Origin of the sequence: Methylomonas sp. HYX-M1 (assembly GCF_040741385.1) — a bacterium.
Classification (GTDB): domain Bacteria; phylum Pseudomonadota; class Gammaproteobacteria; order Methylococcales; family Methylomonadaceae; genus Methylomonas; species Methylomonas rhizoryzae.
In genome coordinates this window covers 825,683-843,499 of record NZ_CP160405.1, presented here as the reverse complement: position 1 = coordinate 843,499, position 17,817 = coordinate 825,683, and the positions used below count along the sequence as shown (strand labels likewise).

The following is a 17,817-nucleotide window of genomic DNA, read 5'->3' as shown; positions in this document are numbered from 1 at the left end:
CGGAACCTTCGCTGTTTAGTTGTTGACGGACGCTTGATAGAAAACGGAAAAATCGTCTAACGCAGCAAGAGCCAATGCGATGTCTTTTTCGGTTTTGCAGTCGAACGCATTGACGCCCACCCGGTGCAAATAAAACACTTGGTCGGCGAGAAAGTTGCCGATCGCCCGAATCTCACCGCGATACCCGTAACGGTCGCGCAAAATTCTGGCTTGCGAAAACGCCCGCCCGTCACCGTAATTTTGGAAATCGAGCTCTATCAAGCCTAAAGCTGTTACATCGCCCGCAATAGCCTCCACCGGCTCCGTAGAAATCAAACGGACGCCGGCCTGGCCGGCACGTTGCAACAGCGAGGTTTTTTCGCTTAACCAGCGATGCAGAGAAACCGAAATATTTCCGGCCTCCGGCAACGGCTCGTCGTCGGCGACAAATCGCCATGAGTTCTCTATAAGCTGTCGATCTTTAATGAGTGGCATACACTTGCGTTTTAAAGGGTTCCAATCCGATACGTTTTACGGTTTGCAAAAAGGCCTCGCCGTCCAGACGTTGCTTTAAGTAGACGTCCAATATATCCGTGATAGCCTTAGTAATTTCGTTTTTAGCGACGGCCGGACCCAATCGTTCTCCAATGGCTGCTTCGTTGTCGGAAGAGCCGCCCAGGGTGATTTGATACCATTCTTCGCCTTTCTTATCGACGCCTAGAATACCGATATGCCCGACGCTTTGATGCGCACACCCGTTCATGCAGCCGGACATGTTGATTTTCAGATCGCCGATGTCGTGCACGTAATCGATGTTGTCCAAAACCTGGTTGATTTCTTTGGCAACACCAATGGAAGCGGCATTAGCCAGCGAGCAAAAATCCAAACCCGGACAACAAATCATGTCGGTAACGGTGCCGATATTAGGCGTGGCCAACTGCAATTGCGCCAACTTTTGCCACAGTACGTATAAATCGGCTTGTTTTATATCCGCCAGTACCAGATTCTGCCGGTGGGTAGTTCTAATTTCCCCGAAACTGTAAACGTCGGCCAACTCCGCCAAGGCATCGAGCTGATCGGCGGTAATGTCTCCGGGCGGCGAATCGGGCGCTTTCAATGAAACGAATACGGCCCGATATCCGGGCACACGGTGCTCGACCGTGTTATATTTCGCCCAAGTGGCAAAGTCGGGATCGGCTGCTAACTGTGCTGGGTAACCGGTTTCGTTCGATGCGCCGGCATCGTAAGCCGGCGGCAGAAAATGGGCTTTCATCGCTTCGATTTCCTGCTCGCTGAGCAGTAAATCGTCGCGGATACGCAGCCATTCTTCTTCCACCAAAGCAGTGAATTTCTCTAAACCGATTTCTTTAACCAGGATTTTGATCCTGGCTTTGTATTTGTTATCCCGCCTGCCCAGCAGGTTGTAAACCCGCAAGATCGCTTCCAGATAGGACAGCAGATATTTTTTCTCCAAGAACGGCCTTACGGTTTGCCCTATCATCGGCGTTCTGCCCAAGCCACCGCCGGCCAACACTCTGAATCCGACCTCTCCGGCCGAGTTTTTTACCAGGTAAACGCCTATATCGTGTAACTGCACGGCCGCCCGGTCGCGTTCTGAGCCGCTGACGGCAATCTTGAATTTACGCGGCAAATACGCGAACTCGGGATGCAGCGTGGTCCATTGTCTGATGATTTCGCAATAAGGCCTTGGATCTTCGATTTCATCGAGGCAGACGCCGGCCAGATGATCGGAAGTCGTGTTGCGCAAACAGTTGCCGCTGGTTTGAATCGCGTGCATCTGCACGGTGGCCAAGTCGGCCAGCAAGTCCGGCACTCTTTCCAAAGCCGGCCAGTTGTACTGTACGTTTTGCCGAGTCGTGAAATGGCAATAGCCTTTGTCGTAATCTCTGGCTACCTTAGCCAACATGCGTAACTGCTTGGACGATAACAAACCGTAGGGAACGGCCACCCGCAACATCGGCGCGTGAGTTTGAATGTAAAGCCCATTCATCAAGCGCAAGGCTCTAAACTCGTCGGGCCCTAATTCGCCATTCAAAAAACGCTGGGTTTGTCCGCGAAACTGAGCAACCCGCTCTTCAATAAGTTTCTGATCTCGCTCGTTATATTGATACATTTACTAAGGTTTTACGCAAGGCAGGCATGTTGTATTGAGCGCGCAATAATATACTGCAGGGCTTTAAATGACAAAGATTAATATTAGGTGATAACATGCCCAGTTGATTTTTTCACCATTAAAACAACCATAACTTTTTAATAAGGGGGCTAACTTGTTGCGCTTACTGTCAATTTTGGCCGGTCTCTTGTTCTTGCCGGAACTTGCCATGGCCGAGGAATTTAGTAACCTGGGACTAACCGGTACGGAACGAGGGATCTACACCGTTCTGATCTTTATAATCGCATACGGATTTGTGATGGCGGAAGAGTTCACCCACTTACGCAAATCCAAGCCGGTTATTTTCGCCGCGGCCGTCATTTGGGCACACGTCGCTATCCTGGCTCAAGAGGCCGGAGTACCGGGCGAGCAATTACATGCGGCCTTCGAACATGACCTGAAAGAATATGCGGAACTGATGCTGTTCCTGCTGGTTGCCATGACCTACATCAACGCCATGGCGGAACGCAACGTTTTCGAAGCCTTACGCTCCTGGTTGATCAGAAAACAATTCGGCTATAAGCAATTGTTTTGGATTACCGGCATCATCACCTTCTTTTTATCGGCTGTTGCGGACAATCTGACTTCCGCATTGTTGGTCGGCGCGGTGGTATTGGCGGTCGGCAAGGACAACGAAACCTTCGTCTCCATCGGCTTCGTGAATCTAGTAATAGCGGCAAACGCCGGCGGCGCGTTTTGCCCGTTCGGCGACATCACTACCTTGATGGTCTGGCAGGCCGGTTACGCCGAGTTCTTCGACTTTTTCAAACTGTTTATCCCATCCGTAGTCAATTTTGCGGTCCCGGCGTTTTTCATGTCGCGAGCCATTCCCGACGCCCAGCCGGAAGCGGTGGATGAAGCCGCCGTCGAGTTGAGACCCGGCGCAATCCAAGTCTGCGGTTTGTTTCTATTAACCATCGTCAGCGCGGTCAGTTTCAAACAATTCCTGCATCTGCCGCCATTCATGGGCATGATGCTGGGCTTATCGGTATTAATGCTGTACGGCTATAGCCTGAAGGTACGCTACACGGTAGAAGGTTCGAGATTCGATATTTTCAACAAAGTTAAAGCCGCGGAATGGGATACTCTGCTGTTCTTCTTCGGCGTGGTGTTCGCTGTGGGCGGTTTGGGCTACATCGGCTATTTGGAGCTGCTGTCCGCCGCTATGTACGACGGCCTAGGCGCCACCACCGCCAACATTCTGGTTGGTATTATTTCCGCGGTCGTCGACAACATTCCGGTGATGTTCGCGGTGCTGAACATGAATCTTGACATGGATTTATACCAATGGCTGCTGGTAACGTTAACAGCCGGAGTAGGCGGCTCATTGTTTTCGGTCGGTTCCGCGGCCGGCGTGGCATTAATGGGCCAATCCAATCATAAATACACCTTTTTCAGCCACTTGAAATGGACACCCGTGATTGCCGGCGGCTATTTCGCCAGCATCCTGACCCATTATCTGATTAACGGTTAACAGCCCTACGTCCAAACCACGGAATTCGCCGATGCCTAAGACGCATTCATCTTGGCGTCGCGCGTTCTCCGTGTATTGCCAACCCAAGGTGCTGGCAATGATCTTTCTCGGCTTTTCCGCCGGACTACCCTTCATATTGGTGTCGTCGACCTTATCCGCCTGGCTGGCCGACATTAACATCAGCCTGGCGATCATCGGTTACTTCAGCCTGGTCGGTGCCGCCTATTCCGTTAAAGTCATATGGGCTCCCATTATCGATAAAGCCCCCCTCCCCTTACTTACCCGATGCCTGGGCAAACGACGCAGTTGGATGCTGCTCTCGCAACTAGGCATTGCCTTAGGACTTTGGAGCATAAGCCGTCTCACTATCGCCGATCAGTTGGAACAGGCAGCCTTATTAGCCGTGATTGTGGCCTTTTGTTCCGCCACCCAAGACATCGTGATCGACGCTTACCGGATAGAAGCAATCGCTCAAGAATATCAGGGCGCGATGGCTGCAGCGTATATCTTCGGCTACCGGGTTTCATTGTTGGCCGCAGGTGCCGGCGCACTATATATCGCGGAATATTTCGATTGGTCGACTGCCTATCAAACCATGGCCTACCTGATGGCGGCGGGCATCGTCACGACCTTCCTCATCACGGAGCCGCATCACAACGCCAACTTAGCGACAAAACAAAGCAATCATCAGGCCGGACAATCCGGCAAACAAAGCTACTTTACCGGACTCGCGGCATGGTTTTTCGACGCCGTCGTCGGCCCCTTCGTAGAATTTTTCCAACGCAACGGCCGGCACGGCATCACCATCTTGGCGCTGATCAGCCTCTATAAAATGAGCGATATTGCAATGGGCGTCATGGCTAATCCATTCTATTTGGATTTGGGGTTCAGCAAAAAAGAAATCGCCGACGTCACCAAATTGTTCGGCTTTTTCATGACGATATTCGGCACGTCATTAGGCGGCGTTTTGGTGGTACGCTACGGACTCATGCGCCCTTTACTACTCGGCGCGGTTTTGGTGGCCCTGACCAATTTGCTGTTTGCGGCTTTGGCGATTATTCCGCCGAATTTATGGTCACTGGCGGCCGTGGTCAGTGCGGATAATCTGAGCGGCGGCATAGCCTCCGCGGTATTCATCGCTTATCTATCCAGTTTGACCAACGCCAATTACACCGCAACCCAATACGCGTTGTTCAGTTCATTGATGACGTTGCCAGCGAAACTGATCGGCGGCTTTTCCGGGCAAATCGTAGCCGGCGTCGGATACGGCGGTTTTTTCGTCTACGCGGCCGTTATCGGTATTCCGGCTATCGTGTTGTCGCTAATGATTCGAAATTCGCCGCCGTCTTTTCGCGCTCAGGTCGAAACCGCGTCTACAGCCGACTAATGCCATAGCGTTTTTTACTATTGCGGCAAGGCTTGTTAGATCGTATTATAAGCAGTTCTCTTTAGATGTAGCCCAAACGGGTGTGTGAGCAATATGAAACCAGAAATTCATCCTGATTATAAACAGATTACAGTCACGTGCGGTTGCGGCAATACTTTTGAAACCGGTTCCGTGCTGGGTAAAGATTTACATATCGAGGTCTGTTCTTCGTGCCATCCTTTTTACACCGGCAAACAACGCGTAGTCGACACATCCGGCCGGGTAGACAAATTCCGTAAAAAGTTCGGCAAATAAACGCAAATACCCTTGCGCCACTAACCGCCCAAACATTGCCGGGCGGTTAGCAGCGGAAGCGGGTCAAAACAAAGCCTCCTGCAAACCCTCCGCATTTTCATCCCATTCGAATTCCGGCTGCTTAGGCATCGAATAGCTTTTCGGCGCAGTTTCCTCGGCAAAGAATTCCCACAAGCCGTTTTTGTTGGATTTATCCAATAACAAGCCATCCTCCGGATTGACGTATGCTTGAACGATACCGTCGGGCGCGACCAGCGGCATTTCCGGCTTGTCTTTTAAGGCTTTGCGCATAAATTCCATCCAGATCGGAATCGCGGCTTTTCCACCGGTTTCCCCTCTCCCCAACGAATTGGAATTATCGAAACCCAGCCAAACGGAAACCGCAAAATCCTGGGTATAACCGTTAAACCAGGCGTCGCGCTGGTCGTTGGTGGTACCGGTTTTGCCGGCCAAATCGCTACGCCCCAATTGTTTCGCCGTAGTTGCCGTGCCCCGCTCAACCACGTCGCGCAGCAGACTATTCATCAGAAAATTTACCTGAGGGGAAACGACGCGCCGGGCGGAGTTGGCGGATTCCAAACCTTCGGAACAATGCCGACACACGCCGGCCGGATTGGCCTGAAACACGACTTTGCCGCTGTAATCATCGATTCTTTCAATCAAATAAGGTTTGACGGCGTAGCCGCCGTTTGCAAATACGGAATAGGCCTGCGCCATTTTCAGCGGCGACGCGTATCCGCTACCCAAGGCTAGCGACAAGGTCCCGGGCAATTGCTCCTTTTCGAAACCGAACCTCATCGCAACCTCTAATGCGTAAGGAATACCAATGTCCTGCAATAGCCTGATCGACACCAAATTAATCGATTGCCTAAGTGCAACCCGCAACGGGGTAGGCCCTAAAAATCGGCGGGTATAATTTTCCGGACGCCAATCGTTGGCTTGAGACGGATCCGCTATCACTATCGGTGCATCGTTGATAATGCTGGCCGGGGTAAACCCCTTCTCCAACGCAGCTGCATAAATGAACGGCTTAAAACCGGACCCGGGTTGCCGCTTGGATTGCGTGGCCCGATTGTAACGGCTACGATAAAAATCGAAACCGCCGGAAATCGCCTGAATGGCTCCGGAAAAAGGATCGACCGCTGCCAGCGCAGCTTCCGCCGCGGGAATTTGGCTCAAAGCCCAGCGACCGTCTTCCAACTGCCGCAGCCAGACAATATCACCCGGTTGAATGAAAAAGCCCTGCCACGGCTTACTGCGAAACCGCTCTACCTCGGCTCGCCGCCAAGGCACCTGCTCCCAGGCCACCATCAGTTCCGCTCCATCCGCTGCCATTGCAACAAATCCGGATTCCGACAGCGCGGAGACGACTGCCTGACGACAATCGCCAAACGCCGGCAAGCTTTTCAGCGCACTCTGTTTAGCGAGTTTTTTGTGCGGCAAACCGCGATAGCCGTAACGATCGTCGTACAAATGCAAACCGGTGCGCACAGCGTTATCCGCCGCCTGCTGCAAACCGGAAGAAACCGTCACGTAAGCCTTCAGGCCCAGGGTATAGGCATCGTCGCCGTACTTCTCCAACAATTCCTGCCTCGCCATTTCCGCCACGTAAGGCGCATCAAACTCTATGACAGTCGGCTGAATGGCCGCATCGTCTTTGCTGGCCAAGGCTTGGCGAAACTGCCCGGCGGAAATAAAATTCAAATCCAACATCCGCTTTAAAACATAATTGCGCCGCTCCGTTGCTCTCTCTACGTTAACGATGGGGTTGTACAGCGAAGGCGCCTTGGGCAATCCCGCCAACATAGCCTGCTGCGGCAAACTCAATTCCGATAGGCTTTTACCGTAATACGTTTGGGCTGCCGCCGCCAATCCGTAGGCGCGCTGGCCGAGATAAATCTTGTTCAAGTACAGTTCGAAAATTTCGTTTTTGGAAAAACGCCGTTCCAACTTCAAGGCCAGCAAAATTTCCTTCAATTTGCGCAAATACGTTTTTTCCTTGCTGATTAAAAAGTTGCGCACCACTTGCATCGTAATCGTACTGCCACCCTGACTTTTTTTGCCGGTTTTCAGCAAATGATTCGCAGCACGCAGCAATCCTTTGTAATCCACGCCCGGGTGGGTAAAAAACCGTTCGTCTTCCGCGGCTAAAAAAGCATTCAACTGCTGCTTGGGAATCTCGCCGATTGGAACCGGAATACGCCGCTTCTCGCCGAATTGCCCTATCAACAGCCCGTCCCGGCTATAAACGCTGAGCGGCATTTGGTACTGAACGTGCTCCAACTGCTCGATGTCCGGCAATTCTTTGTCCAGCTCGACGATAAAAAAATAAGCGGCAACCAGAAAACTGATGCCGAAAATGGCGATGGCGATAAAAAACCATTTGAACAGGGCCGCTAACATTCTCAACGGCCTGATTTGATGTCTGACCTGCACGGGTACTCTACGATAGAAATTTGAAAGATTTTAGCGTAATTCGCAAAGATGCCTGCTTTTGCTAACTTTCTTACGCTGGTTTCATCCTTCCGCCGGTACGCATTCCTTAATGCACGATCCGACACATGCAATTCGACAGCTCAAAAAATTGATCTATACGCGCTATATTTACAGGGGAAAGTTAAAGTTATTTTTAACTTGTGTTAAGGTATGAAAATAGCAAAACCTTACTATACTTGGCTCCTAGCTGAGGGGCGCTCGCGATAGCGCTGTAGATATAGCACACGATTTAGAGGTTTCAATTGGGTTTAGTTCATGAGCTGGTTTAACAGGAGTCAGGCCGCTTTACTCGGCATAGACATTAGCACTGCAGCCGTCAAACTGTTGGAATTGAGTCGGACGGGCGCGCGCTATAAAGTCGAGAGTTACGCTGTCGCTCCTCTGCCACAAGACGCCGTGATCGACAAAAACATTACCAATGTCGAAGTAATAGGCGAAGCGATCAAAGCTGCGGCCAGACAATCCGGCACCCGTGCGAAACGCGCTTGCGTCGCGGTAGCTGGTTCCTCGGTGATGACCAAAATCATCACCATGCCAGCCTCCCTGACCGAGGCCGACATGGAAGAACAAATCATGGTCGAAGCCGATCAATACATTCCTTATTCGCTGGACGAAGTGAATTTGGATTTCGAAGTACAAGGCCCGTCCAAAAGTAATCCGGAAATGCTCGATGTGCTGCTGGCCGCTTCCAGACGCGAAAACATAGAGGATAGAGTAGCGGCGTTGAATTACGCCGGATTGAAAGCTGCCATCGTAGACGTGGAAGCGTTTGCAATGGAAAACGCGTTTACCTTGTTGGTCGATCAATTACCCGAAAACATGGCCAATAAAACCGTTGCGATTGCCGACGTCGGCGCAACCCTGACTTCGCTGAACATCTTGCACAACGGCAAAACCATTTACACGCGGGAACAGGGCTTCGGCGGCAAACAACTGACCGAAGAAATCCAACGCCGTTACGGCTTGTCTTACGAAGAAGCCGGTTTGGCGAAACGGCACGGCGGCTTGCCGGACAATTACATTCCCGACGTGTTGGAGCCTTTTAAAAAGGCCATGTTGCAACAAATCGCCCGCTCGCTGCAGTTCTTCGTATCCTCCAGCGCCAACCGCGGCATAGACGCTTTAATTTTAGCCGGTGGTTGCGCATCGATTCCGGGCCTGGAAAAACTGGTTGAACGGGACTTGGGTTTGTCGTCGTACATCGCCAACCCGTTTATCAACATGGCGTTATCCAACAGAGTCAAGCCGCAAAACTTGAGTAACGATACCCCGGCGATGATGATCGCTTGCGGTCTGGCCTTGAGGAGTTTCGACTAATGGCCAAAATCAACTTACTCCCGTGGCGAGAAGAACTCCGTAAAAAACGCCAACAAGACTTTGCCGCCGGTATCGGCGCCGGCGTGTTGTTTACCTCATCCATCCTATTGTTGGTTTATCTGCAAATCGATGCGATGAAGGAACATCAAAACTACAGAAACCAAATACTGCGCGATCAAATCGCCGTCCTGGACAAAAAAATAGCGGAAATCAAAGAAATCGAGGAGAAAAAGAACAAACTGCTGACCAAGATAGACGTCATTCAAAAATTGCAGGAAAGCCGGCCGGAAATCGTGCATTTGTTTGACGAACTGCCAAAGACCACGCCTGACGGCATTTACCTGACCAAGTTCGTACAGGCAGACAACAACCTGACCATAGACGGTAAAGCGGAGTCCAACGCCCGGGTGTCGACTTTCATGCGGGCAATCGATAATTCGTTTTGGCTAAGCTCGGCCGCGCTGAACGTCATCAAAGGTCAAGGCAAGGACAGCGAAACGCTGAACGACTTTTCGCTGACCGCGAAGCAGGAAAAAGACTCCGATAACGAGCAAAACGGCAAAACACCATGAACCTTTCCGAAATCAATTGGGACATCAATGCGGCCGGTACCTGGCCCACGCCGGTAAAAATTGCCGCGGGAGTAATCGTTTCCGTTCTGGTGGTCGCCGCGGACATTTATTACATCACCAATCCGCAATTAGACGAATTGAACGCCTTGGAACAGGAAGAAGCCAATTTAAAAGTATCGTTCGAAACCAAACAAAAAAAAGCCATCAACCTCCCCGACTACCTCGCCCAGCTCGAACAAATAGAATCGTCCTTGGGGGGAAATGTTGAAACAAATGCCGACCAAAGCCGAAGTCGCCAATCTGTTGGTGGACATTTCCCAAACCGGCTTGGCGGCCGGATTGGAGTTCAAATTGTTTCAACCTAACGCCGAAGTGCGTAAAGACTTTTATTCGGAATTACCCATCAACATTCAAGTGATAGGCAACTACAACGAATTAGGACTCTTCGTCAGCGGACTCGCTTCGCTGCCTAGGATTGTCACCGTACACAACGTCAACATCGCTCCGGCTCCCAATTCCAAAACCGAACTAGCGATGTCGGCCGTGATAAAAACGTATAACGAAGGCGACTCCGGCGCCTCCCAGAAAAAACCGAAAAGGGGTCGGTAAACGATGACAGGCCATTACCCCGGAAAGTCCCGCCGATTCAACTTCACGCCGATTGCCGCACTGCTGCTGCTGAACGCTTGCGTCAACGACGACATTAGCGATTTGAGCAAATACATTGCCGAAGTAAAAGCTCGTCCCAAAGGCAGCATAGAACCGCTGCCGGAAAACAAAATTGTCGAAGCATTCGTATTTAAACCGGATGGTTTGCGCGACCCCTTTCACTCGGCGGAAAAAACCGCCGAAGAAAACCAGGCGCAAATTGCCGCAACCGGCGGCATCATTCCCGACTTTAATCGAAGGAAAGAGGAACTGGAAGCCTTTTCGTTAGACTCGTTACGCATGATGGGAACCTTGACGGATCAAAAAGGCTTATGGGGATTGGTTAAAACCAAGGAGGGCACCATCCACAGCGTACAAGTCGGAAATTATATCGGGCAAAACCACGGCAGAATCATACGTATTCTCGACGATAAAATCGAATTAACGGAAATCGTACCCGACAAACCGGGCACCTGGCGCGAACAAGCGGCTACCTTGGCCCTAGTCGAGTAAAAAGGTTATGAATATGAGCACTACGCAAATTAAACCCCTCCGGCGCGCACCGAACCGATACTTCTACCGGTGCTTTTTTAGCCTATTGCTGTGGTCCACGCTGGCTACGGCCGAAGAAATCTCCATCAACAACCTGGAGTTCTCGAGTTTGGGCGAAAACCAATTGCAGATCCAGTTGGAGCTCAGCGCACCTGTCGGCCAGCCCAAGATCTTCGAGACCGACAATCCGGCGCGTCTGGCTCTGGATTTCAACGGGGTAAAAAGCAATCTAGCGAAGAAAAGCTTCCCTATCAACCAAGGCGCCGCCAATACCGCCTACGTGATGGAAACGCCGGAGCGCACCCGCTTGGTCATCAACCTGACTCAAAAAGTCCCTTACGAAACCAAAACCGTCGATAACAAGTTCCTTATCGTCTTAAAGTCCGCCGCGACTATCGCCGAAGTCAGCAAAACCTTGCAACGTACGGCGGCTAAAGACGCTTCGCTCAGCCGGTTCATCCCCGAACAAGCCATTAAGAGCATCGATTTTCGCCGCGGCCCTAGAGGCGAAGGCCGTTTGCTGTTGTCGCTATCGTCGCCCAACACCTTGGTGGACGCCAAACAGCAAGGCACAAAAGTCATATTGAATTTTTTGAATACCAAATTGCCGGAATCGCTGATAAAAAGCTTCGACGTTGCCGATTTTGCTACACCGATACAAAAAATCGACGCGATACCGCGCGGCGACAACGTCAGTATCTCGATCACCCCCAATACGCCTAACTACGAGTATTCGTCGTTTCAAGAAGATAATTTGCTGACGGTGGAATTCCGTCCGTTGACGCCGGCCGAAAAAGAAGCGAAGTTGCGGGAAAAAACCCCGTACGTGGGCAGCAAGCTATCGTTGAATTTCCAGGAAATCGACGTTAAATCGGTGTTGATGATTCTAGCCGACCACATCAAAACCCAAGAGGGCAAAGAAATTAACATTGTGACCACCGATTCGGTAAGCGGCTCCATTGCCCTGCACGTCAACGACGTACCGTGGGATCAAGTCCTGGACGTCGTGATGAAATTACGCGGTTTATCCAAACGTGAAAACGGTAACGTGATTCTGGTGGGACCTACCGAGGAAATCAAAATTCTGGAAGAAAAAGAATTGGAGGCCAGAAGAATTTACGAACAATTAGAACCGCTGAAAACCGAAAACATACAAATCAATTACGCCAGAGCCACCGACATTTGTAACGTGTTGATGGGTAAAGGCAACTTTAATCAAGGCGGCGGGCCGCTGTCTCAATCGACCAAAGGTGGCGGCGCGGCCGGCGCGGCCGGCGCCGGTTGCGGCGGTACCAGTTCAGCCACCACCAGCCTGGTCAGCAATCCCGGCGGGCTTCCCGGCGGTGGCGGCACCCAAGCCAACGACTTACGCTTGATCTCGGCGCGCGGCACGGTCATCGTCGATGCCAGAACCAATACACTGATCGTCAAAGACACTGCCAAGCAATTGGAAGAAATTCACAAGATGATCGTTAAATTGGACATTCCGGTACGGCAAGTATTAATCGAATCGCGCATCGTGATCGCAACCACCTCGTTCGCTCAAGACATCGGTACCCGATTCGGTGTCGCCAAAAGAGCCGATGTAGGCGGCGGCAAGGAATTCGGCTTTACCGGTACCGGCACCACAGGCGTCAACAGCACCGGCTTCGATAATTCCCAAATTCTGCAAGACTTGGGCACCGCCTTAGCGGCCTCCAGCGGCGGCTCGTTAGCGATGACGTTGGCACGCGGGGCCGATTATTTGCTGAATTTAGAAATCAGCGCCCTGCAAGACGACGGCAAAGGCGAATTGGTTTCCAATCCCCGAGTCATGACCACAGACCGGGTGCCCGCTACGATCAAACAAGGTTTGGAAATCCCCTACACCACCGTCAGCCAAAACGGCACCCAAACCGAATTTAAAGAAGCGGTGCTGGAAATGCAGGTCATCCCGCAAATCACCCCTACCGGCAGCGTCATCATGTCGTTGCAAATCAAACGCGACTCACGCGGTAACCAAGTCACCACCGGCGGCTTGAGCACTCTGGCGATAGACAAGCGCGAACTGGAAACCATGGTACAAGTGGAGGATGGCGAGACCATCGTATTGGGCGGCGTGTACGAATCCGACACCAACCAAACCGTCAGCACCATACCGTGGATTTCGGATTTGCCTTTAGTCGGCTGGATGTTCAAAAAGACGCTCAAAGACCAAACCAAACGTGAATTGCTGCTGTTCATTACTCCTAAAGTGGTCAAAGACAGCCTAACCAACGTCAGTTATTCGCAATAGCCCTGTCCGGTTGCGAGCTACGGGCCAGCCCCCAACGCTCGCAACCTGCGTTGTTTCGGCCATGCCTAACGACTGCGATCCAGTTTGCGGTAGCCGATTGCTTCGCTCAAATGCGACGTTTCTATTGCACTCGAATCGGCCAAATCGGCCACCGTCCTGGCCACTTTCAAAATGCGGTGATAGGCTCTGTGCGACAAGCCGAATTTTTCCATCGCCTGTTCCAACAACTGGTGTCCGGTATCCGATAAACGGCACAACGCTTTGATTTCCTTGGCACCCAGTTCGCTATTACATTTACCTTGACGCAATTCGGCTAACTTGCGGGCCGCGATTACCCTGCGGCGAATTTCGCCACTGGCCTCTTCCACCGTGGAATCGCCGACCCGCAACACCGCTAACGGTACCCGCGGCACTTCCAAATGCATGTCTATCCTATCCATCAAAGGCCCGGATACCCTAGCCCGGTAACGCGCCACCTGCTCCGAGGTACAATGGCAGCGGCCGGACGCATCGCCCAGATAACCGCACGGACAAGGATTCATCGCGGCAATCAATTGAAAGCGCGCCGGAAACTCCGCTTGCCGATTCGCCCGGGAAATCGTGATATGCCCGGTCTCCAAAGGCTCGCGCAGTACCTCCAGAACCCTACGGTCGAACTCCGGCAATTCGTCTAAAAACAAGGCCCCATTGTGCGCCAATGAGATTTCGCCCGGCTTGGGATTGCTGCCGCCGCCAACCAAGGCCGCCGCCGATGCCGTGTGATGCGGCGCTCTAAACGGCGGCTGACGCCATTTCGATACGTCCAAACCGCTGTCGCTGATCGAGGCGATTGCCGCGGTCTCCAGAGCCTGTCTTTCGGTTAACGCCGGCAATATGGTCGGTAAACGCGCCGCCAACATCGACTTCCCGGTACCCGGCGGTCCCAGCATCAACAAATTGTGACGCCCGGCGGCGGCGATTTCCATCGCTCTTTTCACGTGATATTGACCGTGCACGTCGGCAAAGTCGAGCGCAAACTCCTGCTCGACCGAAGTTAACGGCGTCCGATAACTATCCAGCGCGTGGGTACCGGCTAAATGCGCGCAGACTTGCAACAAGGTTTCGGCCGGCAATAGCTCGATATCCGAGATCAAAGTAGCTTCCGCCGCGTTTTCTACTGGCAGGATCAGTTGCCTATGCGCATCCCGGCTTTGTATGGCAACCGGCAATGCCCCGGTGATCGGACGCAGCTGACCGCCCAGCGACAACTCGCCGACGAACTCGTAGCGAGCTAGGCCGTCTTTGGGGATTTGCCCGGATGCCGCCAAAATGCCCAACGCAATCGCCAAATCGAATCTCCCGCCTTCTTTCGGCAAGTCGGCGGGAGCCAAATTGATTGTGATTCTTTGAAACGGAAACTCGAACTGGGAATTGATAATGGCGCCGCGCACCCTGTCTTTGCTTTCTTTAACCGCCGCTTCGGGCAAGCCGACGATGTTCAACGCCGGCAGGCCGTTACCGACGTGGACTTCAACCGTCACTAACGGCGCGGCGATTCCGGTTCGGCCACGGCTGTAGACAACCGCCAGCGACATAAGACACTATTCGCCGGCCAAGCGTTTTTCCAACTCTTCGACACGTTTTTCCAAGGCTTCCAAGCGGCTGCGGGTTTTTGCCAAAACCGCTTTTTGCACTTCGAACTCTTCCCGGCTGACTAAATCCAGCTTGGATAAGGCGCTCTGCAAAAAAGCGTGCAGGTTTTTCTCCATATCCTCCTTGAAATGGCTGAAACCGGGCGGGATGGCGCTGGCGATACGGTCGGCGATACCGTCTATAGCTTTGGGATCGAACATAGGATTACTCTCGGTCGTTACTGGAATGTGTTTTAGGCACGTGGTCTCGGCATAGTTTATCAGTATCCTCGCGATCCAGCGCTTCGTCGGTTAAGCCGCACAGATAATGGTTAGCCTGAACGGCGAAATGATGACAGGTCCGGCAAGCGCCGAAACTGCGGCTTTGATTGGCAATTTGCAAAATTTCCAGGGTTTTGAGCAAAGCCGTTTCGATACTGCCGAACGCCTGACGGCTGGCGTCTTGTTCGGCTTGCTTGAATAGTTCCAAGGGCTTCAAGCCTGCGACCAAGCCGCGTCCGCTGTCGGTCAGGGTCAGATGAACCACTCTACCGTCCAAACTATCGGTTTGCTTTTGCAAAAAGCGTTTGCGCTCCAGAATTTGGATGGTCTGCGAAACGGTACCTTTAGTCAGGCCCAAGTATTCCGCAACCGCGGAATGGGTATTGCTATATTTATTGCAACCGGATAAATATTCCAAAACTTGGCCGTGTATCGGCTGCAACCCCAGAGCGGCATAGCGCTTACGTTCTTCGGAACGTAAAATCGAGCTAATACGCTCGATCAATTTAAAGGTTTCCATCTCACTCATCGAAAAATTTTAACATAATCGGCCGGGCAAACTTTGCTGCCATCTCGCAGCCAACAGTCCATCGCCCCGGTCTCAACCCTATTTACAGCCCATCATGCCAACCAAAGCCGACCCAACCATTTCCGCCTTACGCCAATTGCTCGAACAGGCGGAGCACGTCATCTTAGGCAAACAACGGCAAATACGCCTAGCGGTTTGCTGTTTACTCGCCAAAGGCCATTTGTTGATAGAAGACTTGCCGGGGGTCGGCAAAACCACGCTCGCCCATACCCTGGCCGGACTGTTCGGCCTGGAATATCAACGCATCCAATTCACCAGCGACATTTTACCGGCCGACATCATCGGCAGCTCGGTGTTCGACGCCCGCCAACACAGTTTCAGTTTTCATCCCGGGCCGATTTTCAATCAATTGATTTTGGCGGACGAAATCAACCGCGCCACGCCGAAAGCGCAAAGCGCGTTACTGGAAGCCATGGAAGAACGTCAAGTCACGGCGGAAGGGGTAACCTACCCGCTGCCCCAGCCCTTTTTTGTGGTGGCCACCCAAAACCCGTCTCACCAAATCGGCACTTTTCCGTTGCCGGAATCGCAACTGGACCGTTTTTTAATGCGCATCGCCTTAGGCTATCCCGATTCGCAAGCGGAGCGTCAACTTCTGCAAGGCCAACCCCGGCACCGGCTGATCGCGGACCTACCGGTGGCGCTAGCGCCGGACCGGCTAAGGGAACAGCAATTGGCGGCGGAACAAGTTTACGTCTCGCCGGCCTTGCTGGACTATTTGCAAGCCATTTTGGAATTTACCCGCCAGTCGGAGCACTACCCTTGCGGGCTATCGCCCAGAGCCGGACTGGCTTTGTTGGCCGCCGCCAAAGCCTGGGCTTATCTGCACGGCCGCAATAGCGTGCTGCCGGACGATCTTCAAGCGATATTGCCGGCCGTCGCCGCCCATCGCTTGCTACCCGACGTTGCCGACCCGGAAGCGGTAATCGCCCCCATTTTTCGGCATATACCGGTCCATTGAAATTAACCCTAAAACAACGACTGGACATCAGCCGGTTTTTGCGCGGTGAAGCGCCCGGCGACGATCCCATTACCCTAAACCAGCGGCGGATTTTTATCCTACCGACCCGCAGAGGACTGGGTTTCGCACTGCTGATCGTCTTGTTGATGTTGATCGCCTTTGTCTACGGCAACAATTTGGCGTATTTTTTAGCGTTCCTGCTGGCCGGCGTGTTCTTCGTGACCATATTGCACACCTACAATGCGCTGGCCGGCTTGACGGTCGGAGCCGGACAGCCGGCAAACGCCTTCGCCGGTACCGCAGCAGGATTCGTGTTTTACCTGCAAAACCCCACTTGGCAAACGCGTTACGGCATTCATATCAAATTGTCCGACGGCCTCATGTTGGACTTGCCGGCCAAGCAAACCCAAACCGTTACGCTATACACGCCGGCCAGCCAACGCGGATGGCTGGTGTGCGGCACCGTAACACTATCCGCTTGTTTTCCGCTCGGCTTGTTCCGCGCCTGGTCACCACTGCGTTTCGACCGCAAATTGTTGGTATACCCCCAACCGGCCGCCTACGCGCCGCCTCTCCCCCAAGCTCAGCAAGACAACGGCACACAGTTTAGGAGCCGGCTCCAAGGTAGCGACGAGTTTTACGGCGCCCGGCCCTATCAACTCGGCGACCCACAACGCCACATCCATTGGAAAACCTTCGCCAAAGGCCGGCAACTTCAAACCAAACAGTACGCCGGCAGCAGCGACGCCAATCAACTATGGCTGGATTACGCCGTGACCCCCGGCAGCGACCGGGAGCAACGGCTAAGCCTGTTATGCCGTTGGTTGATAGACGCGGAACACAGCGGACTGCGCTACGGTTTACGCTTGCCGGGCCAAGAATTTGCTCCGGACCGTGGCCGCAAACATTATTTATCCTGTTTAAAAGCCCTAGCCTTGTTTTAAGTCTTTAATCCCCCTTGTCTTAAAGCGATTCGGCTTCAGCCCTTGCCCCATTAACCCGAAGATTAATGCGGGAAATCACCCAAACTAAGTTTTTTAACGCACTTTTTCATAAAGCGCTCGCATTGCCTGCCCTATGCAGACCGAATCGGCGCATTGGTCTGAGTATTGCTTTAACCGATTCACAGAGCGGGATTGCTCTTTAAAAGAACGAAACCTTCGGCCTTATTGCGTACCGGACCATCACCATGGTTAGCGGCGGCTTTT

17 protein-coding genes are annotated in these 17,817 nt (G+C 52.6%); 11 read left to right on the top strand and 6 right to left on the bottom strand.

Annotated features, from left to right (window positions below):
- Positions 1-15: 15 nt before the first annotated feature.
- Both AB0A83_RS04000 and AB0A83_RS03995 read right to left on the bottom strand, forming a co-directional pair.
- Positions 16-474: a DUF934 domain-containing protein gene (locus AB0A83_RS04000; protein ID WP_150046938.1), complete on the bottom strand. Its 459-nt coding sequence runs from the start codon at positions 472-474 to the stop codon at positions 16-18.
- The gene (locus AB0A83_RS03995) at positions 461-2,113 is read right to left on the bottom strand and encodes a nitrite/sulfite reductase (RefSeq protein WP_150046936.1); all 1,653 of its coding nucleotides are present in this window, start codon (positions 2,111-2,113) and stop codon (positions 461-463) included. The genes AB0A83_RS04000 and AB0A83_RS03995 overlap by 14 nt, the downstream gene beginning before the upstream one ends.
- Positions 2,114-2,267: 154 nt before the next feature.
- On the opposite strand from AB0A83_RS03995, the gene nhaD reads away from it, so the two are divergent.
- From nhaD to rpmE, 3 genes are all read left to right on the top strand, one after another.
- A complete protein-coding gene (gene nhaD / locus AB0A83_RS03990) occupies positions 2,268-3,626 on the top strand; it encodes a sodium:proton antiporter NhaD (protein WP_232056772.1) in 1,359 nt (452 codons plus the stop codon).
- A 31-nt stretch (positions 3,627-3,657) separates the two neighbouring features.
- Positions 3,658-5,013, top strand: a complete 1,356-nt coding sequence (locus AB0A83_RS03985; RefSeq protein WP_367155463.1) for an MFS transporter — start codon at positions 3,658-3,660, stop codon at positions 5,011-5,013.
- 93 nt (positions 5,014-5,106) lie between these two features.
- Positions 5,107-5,307 carry a 50S ribosomal protein L31 gene (gene rpmE, locus AB0A83_RS03980; RefSeq protein WP_150046932.1) on the top strand — a complete coding sequence of 67 codons (201 nt, stop codon included), beginning with the start codon at positions 5,107-5,109 and terminating at the stop codon, positions 5,305-5,307.
- A 63-nt stretch (positions 5,308-5,370) separates the two neighbouring features.
- On the opposite strand, the gene AB0A83_RS03975 is transcribed toward rpmE, so the two are convergent.
- Positions 5,371-7,743 (bottom strand): penicillin-binding protein 1A, encoded by a 2,373-nt coding sequence (locus AB0A83_RS03975; RefSeq protein ID WP_367155461.1) that lies wholly within the window; start codon positions 7,741-7,743, stop codon positions 5,371-5,373.
- A 315-nt stretch (positions 7,744-8,058) separates the two neighbouring features.
- Here AB0A83_RS03975 and AB0A83_RS03970 point away from each other — a divergent pair, with 315 nt between their 5' ends.
- The 6 genes from AB0A83_RS03970 to pilQ are packed head-to-tail and all read left to right on the top strand — an operon-like array spanning position 8,059 to position 13,167.
- On the top strand, positions 8,059-9,120 hold the full coding sequence (locus tag AB0A83_RS03970; RefSeq protein WP_150046928.1) for a pilus assembly protein PilM: 1,062 nt from the start codon (positions 8,059-8,061) through the stop codon (positions 9,118-9,120).
- Positions 9,120-9,692, top strand: a complete 573-nt coding sequence (locus AB0A83_RS03965; protein ID WP_150046926.1) for a PilN domain-containing protein — start codon at positions 9,120-9,122, stop codon at positions 9,690-9,692. The genes AB0A83_RS03970 and AB0A83_RS03965 overlap by 1 nt, the downstream gene beginning before the upstream one ends.
- The gene (locus AB0A83_RS03960; protein ID WP_367155460.1) at positions 9,689-10,057 is read left to right on the top strand and encodes a type 4a pilus biogenesis protein PilO; all 369 of its coding nucleotides are present in this window, start codon (positions 9,689-9,691) and stop codon (positions 10,055-10,057) included. The genes AB0A83_RS03965 and AB0A83_RS03960 overlap by 4 nt, the downstream gene beginning before the upstream one ends.
- Positions 9,954-10,301 (top strand): type 4a pilus biogenesis protein PilO, encoded by a 348-nt coding sequence (locus AB0A83_RS03955; RefSeq protein WP_367155459.1) that lies wholly within the window; start codon positions 9,954-9,956, stop codon positions 10,299-10,301. Before AB0A83_RS03960 ends, AB0A83_RS03955 begins: the two co-directional genes overlap by 104 nt.
- Before the next feature lie 3 nt (positions 10,302-10,304).
- Entirely contained in the window at positions 10,305-10,853 is a 549-nt protein-coding gene (locus tag AB0A83_RS03950) for a pilus assembly protein PilP (protein ID WP_150046923.1), read from the top strand.
- 13 nt (positions 10,854-10,866) lie between these two features.
- Positions 10,867-13,167, top strand: a complete 2,301-nt coding sequence (gene pilQ / locus AB0A83_RS03945; protein ID WP_150046921.1) for a type IV pilus secretin family protein — start codon at positions 10,867-10,869, stop codon at positions 13,165-13,167.
- A 65-nt stretch (positions 13,168-13,232) separates the two neighbouring features.
- Here pilQ and AB0A83_RS03940 read toward each other — a convergent pair whose 3' ends face one another.
- The 3 genes from AB0A83_RS03940 to AB0A83_RS03930 are packed head-to-tail and all read right to left on the bottom strand — an operon-like array spanning position 13,233 to position 15,579.
- Positions 13,233-14,741 (bottom strand): YifB family Mg chelatase-like AAA ATPase, encoded by a 1,509-nt coding sequence (locus AB0A83_RS03940; protein WP_367155458.1) that lies wholly within the window; start codon positions 14,739-14,741, stop codon positions 13,233-13,235.
- 6 nt (positions 14,742-14,747) lie between these two features.
- On the bottom strand, positions 14,748-14,999 hold the full coding sequence (locus AB0A83_RS03935) for an accessory factor UbiK family protein (RefSeq protein WP_150046917.1): 252 nt from the start codon (positions 14,997-14,999) through the stop codon (positions 14,748-14,750).
- Positions 15,000-15,003: 4 nt separating this feature from the next.
- Entirely contained in the window at positions 15,004-15,579 is a 576-nt protein-coding gene (locus tag AB0A83_RS03930; protein ID WP_232056771.1) for a MarR family winged helix-turn-helix transcriptional regulator, read from the bottom strand.
- Between the two features lie 103 nt (positions 15,580-15,682).
- Here AB0A83_RS03930 and AB0A83_RS03925 point away from each other — a divergent pair, with 103 nt between their 5' ends.
- Positions 15,683-16,609 carry an AAA family ATPase gene (locus AB0A83_RS03925; protein WP_150046913.1) on the top strand — a complete coding sequence of 309 codons (927 nt, stop codon included), beginning with the start codon at positions 15,683-15,685 and terminating at the stop codon, positions 16,607-16,609.
- Positions 16,606-17,553, top strand: a complete 948-nt coding sequence (locus tag AB0A83_RS03920) for a DUF58 domain-containing protein (RefSeq protein ID WP_367155457.1) — start codon at positions 16,606-16,608, stop codon at positions 17,551-17,553. Before AB0A83_RS03925 ends, AB0A83_RS03920 begins: the two co-directional genes overlap by 4 nt.
- Positions 17,554-17,817: the final 264 nt, after the last annotated feature.

Excerpts from the sequence above, each read along its gene's own strand:
- AB0A83_RS03940 (WP_367155458.1), bottom strand. The coding sequence starts at position 14,741 with ATGTCGCTGGCGGTTGTCTACAGCCGTGGCCGAACCGGAATCGCCGCG.
- pilQ (WP_150046921.1), top strand. The coding sequence starts at position 10,867 with ATGAGCACTACGCAAATTAAACCCCTCCGGCGCGCACCGAACCGATAC.
- AB0A83_RS04000 (WP_150046938.1), bottom strand. The coding sequence starts at position 474 with ATGCCACTCATTAAAGATCGACAGCTTATAGAGAACTCATGGCGATTT.
- AB0A83_RS03950 (WP_150046923.1), top strand. The coding sequence starts at position 10,305 with ATGACAGGCCATTACCCCGGAAAGTCCCGCCGATTCAACTTCACGCCG.
- AB0A83_RS03965 (WP_150046926.1), top strand. The coding sequence starts at position 9,120 with ATGGCCAAAATCAACTTACTCCCGTGGCGAGAAGAACTCCGTAAAAAA.
- AB0A83_RS03925 (WP_150046913.1), top strand. The coding sequence starts at position 15,683 with ATGCCAACCAAAGCCGACCCAACCATTTCCGCCTTACGCCAATTGCTC.
- AB0A83_RS03935 (WP_150046917.1), bottom strand. The coding sequence starts at position 14,999 with ATGTTCGATCCCAAAGCTATAGACGGTATCGCCGACCGTATCGCCAGC.
- AB0A83_RS03970 (WP_150046928.1), top strand. The coding sequence starts at position 8,059 with ATGAGCTGGTTTAACAGGAGTCAGGCCGCTTTACTCGGCATAGACATT.
- AB0A83_RS03955 (WP_367155459.1), top strand. The coding sequence starts at position 9,954 with ATGTTGAAACAAATGCCGACCAAAGCCGAAGTCGCCAATCTGTTGGTG.
- AB0A83_RS03995 (WP_150046936.1), bottom strand. The coding sequence starts at position 2,113 with ATGTATCAATATAACGAGCGAGATCAGAAACTTATTGAAGAGCGGGTT.
- AB0A83_RS03960 (WP_367155460.1), top strand. The coding sequence starts at position 9,689 with ATGAACCTTTCCGAAATCAATTGGGACATCAATGCGGCCGGTACCTGG.
- AB0A83_RS03985 (WP_367155463.1), top strand. The coding sequence starts at position 3,658 with ATGCCTAAGACGCATTCATCTTGGCGTCGCGCGTTCTCCGTGTATTGC.
- rpmE (WP_150046932.1), top strand. The coding sequence starts at position 5,107 with ATGAAACCAGAAATTCATCCTGATTATAAACAGATTACAGTCACGTGC.
- AB0A83_RS03930 (WP_232056771.1), bottom strand. The coding sequence starts at position 15,579 with ATGGAAACCTTTAAATTGATCGAGCGTATTAGCTCGATTTTACGTTCC.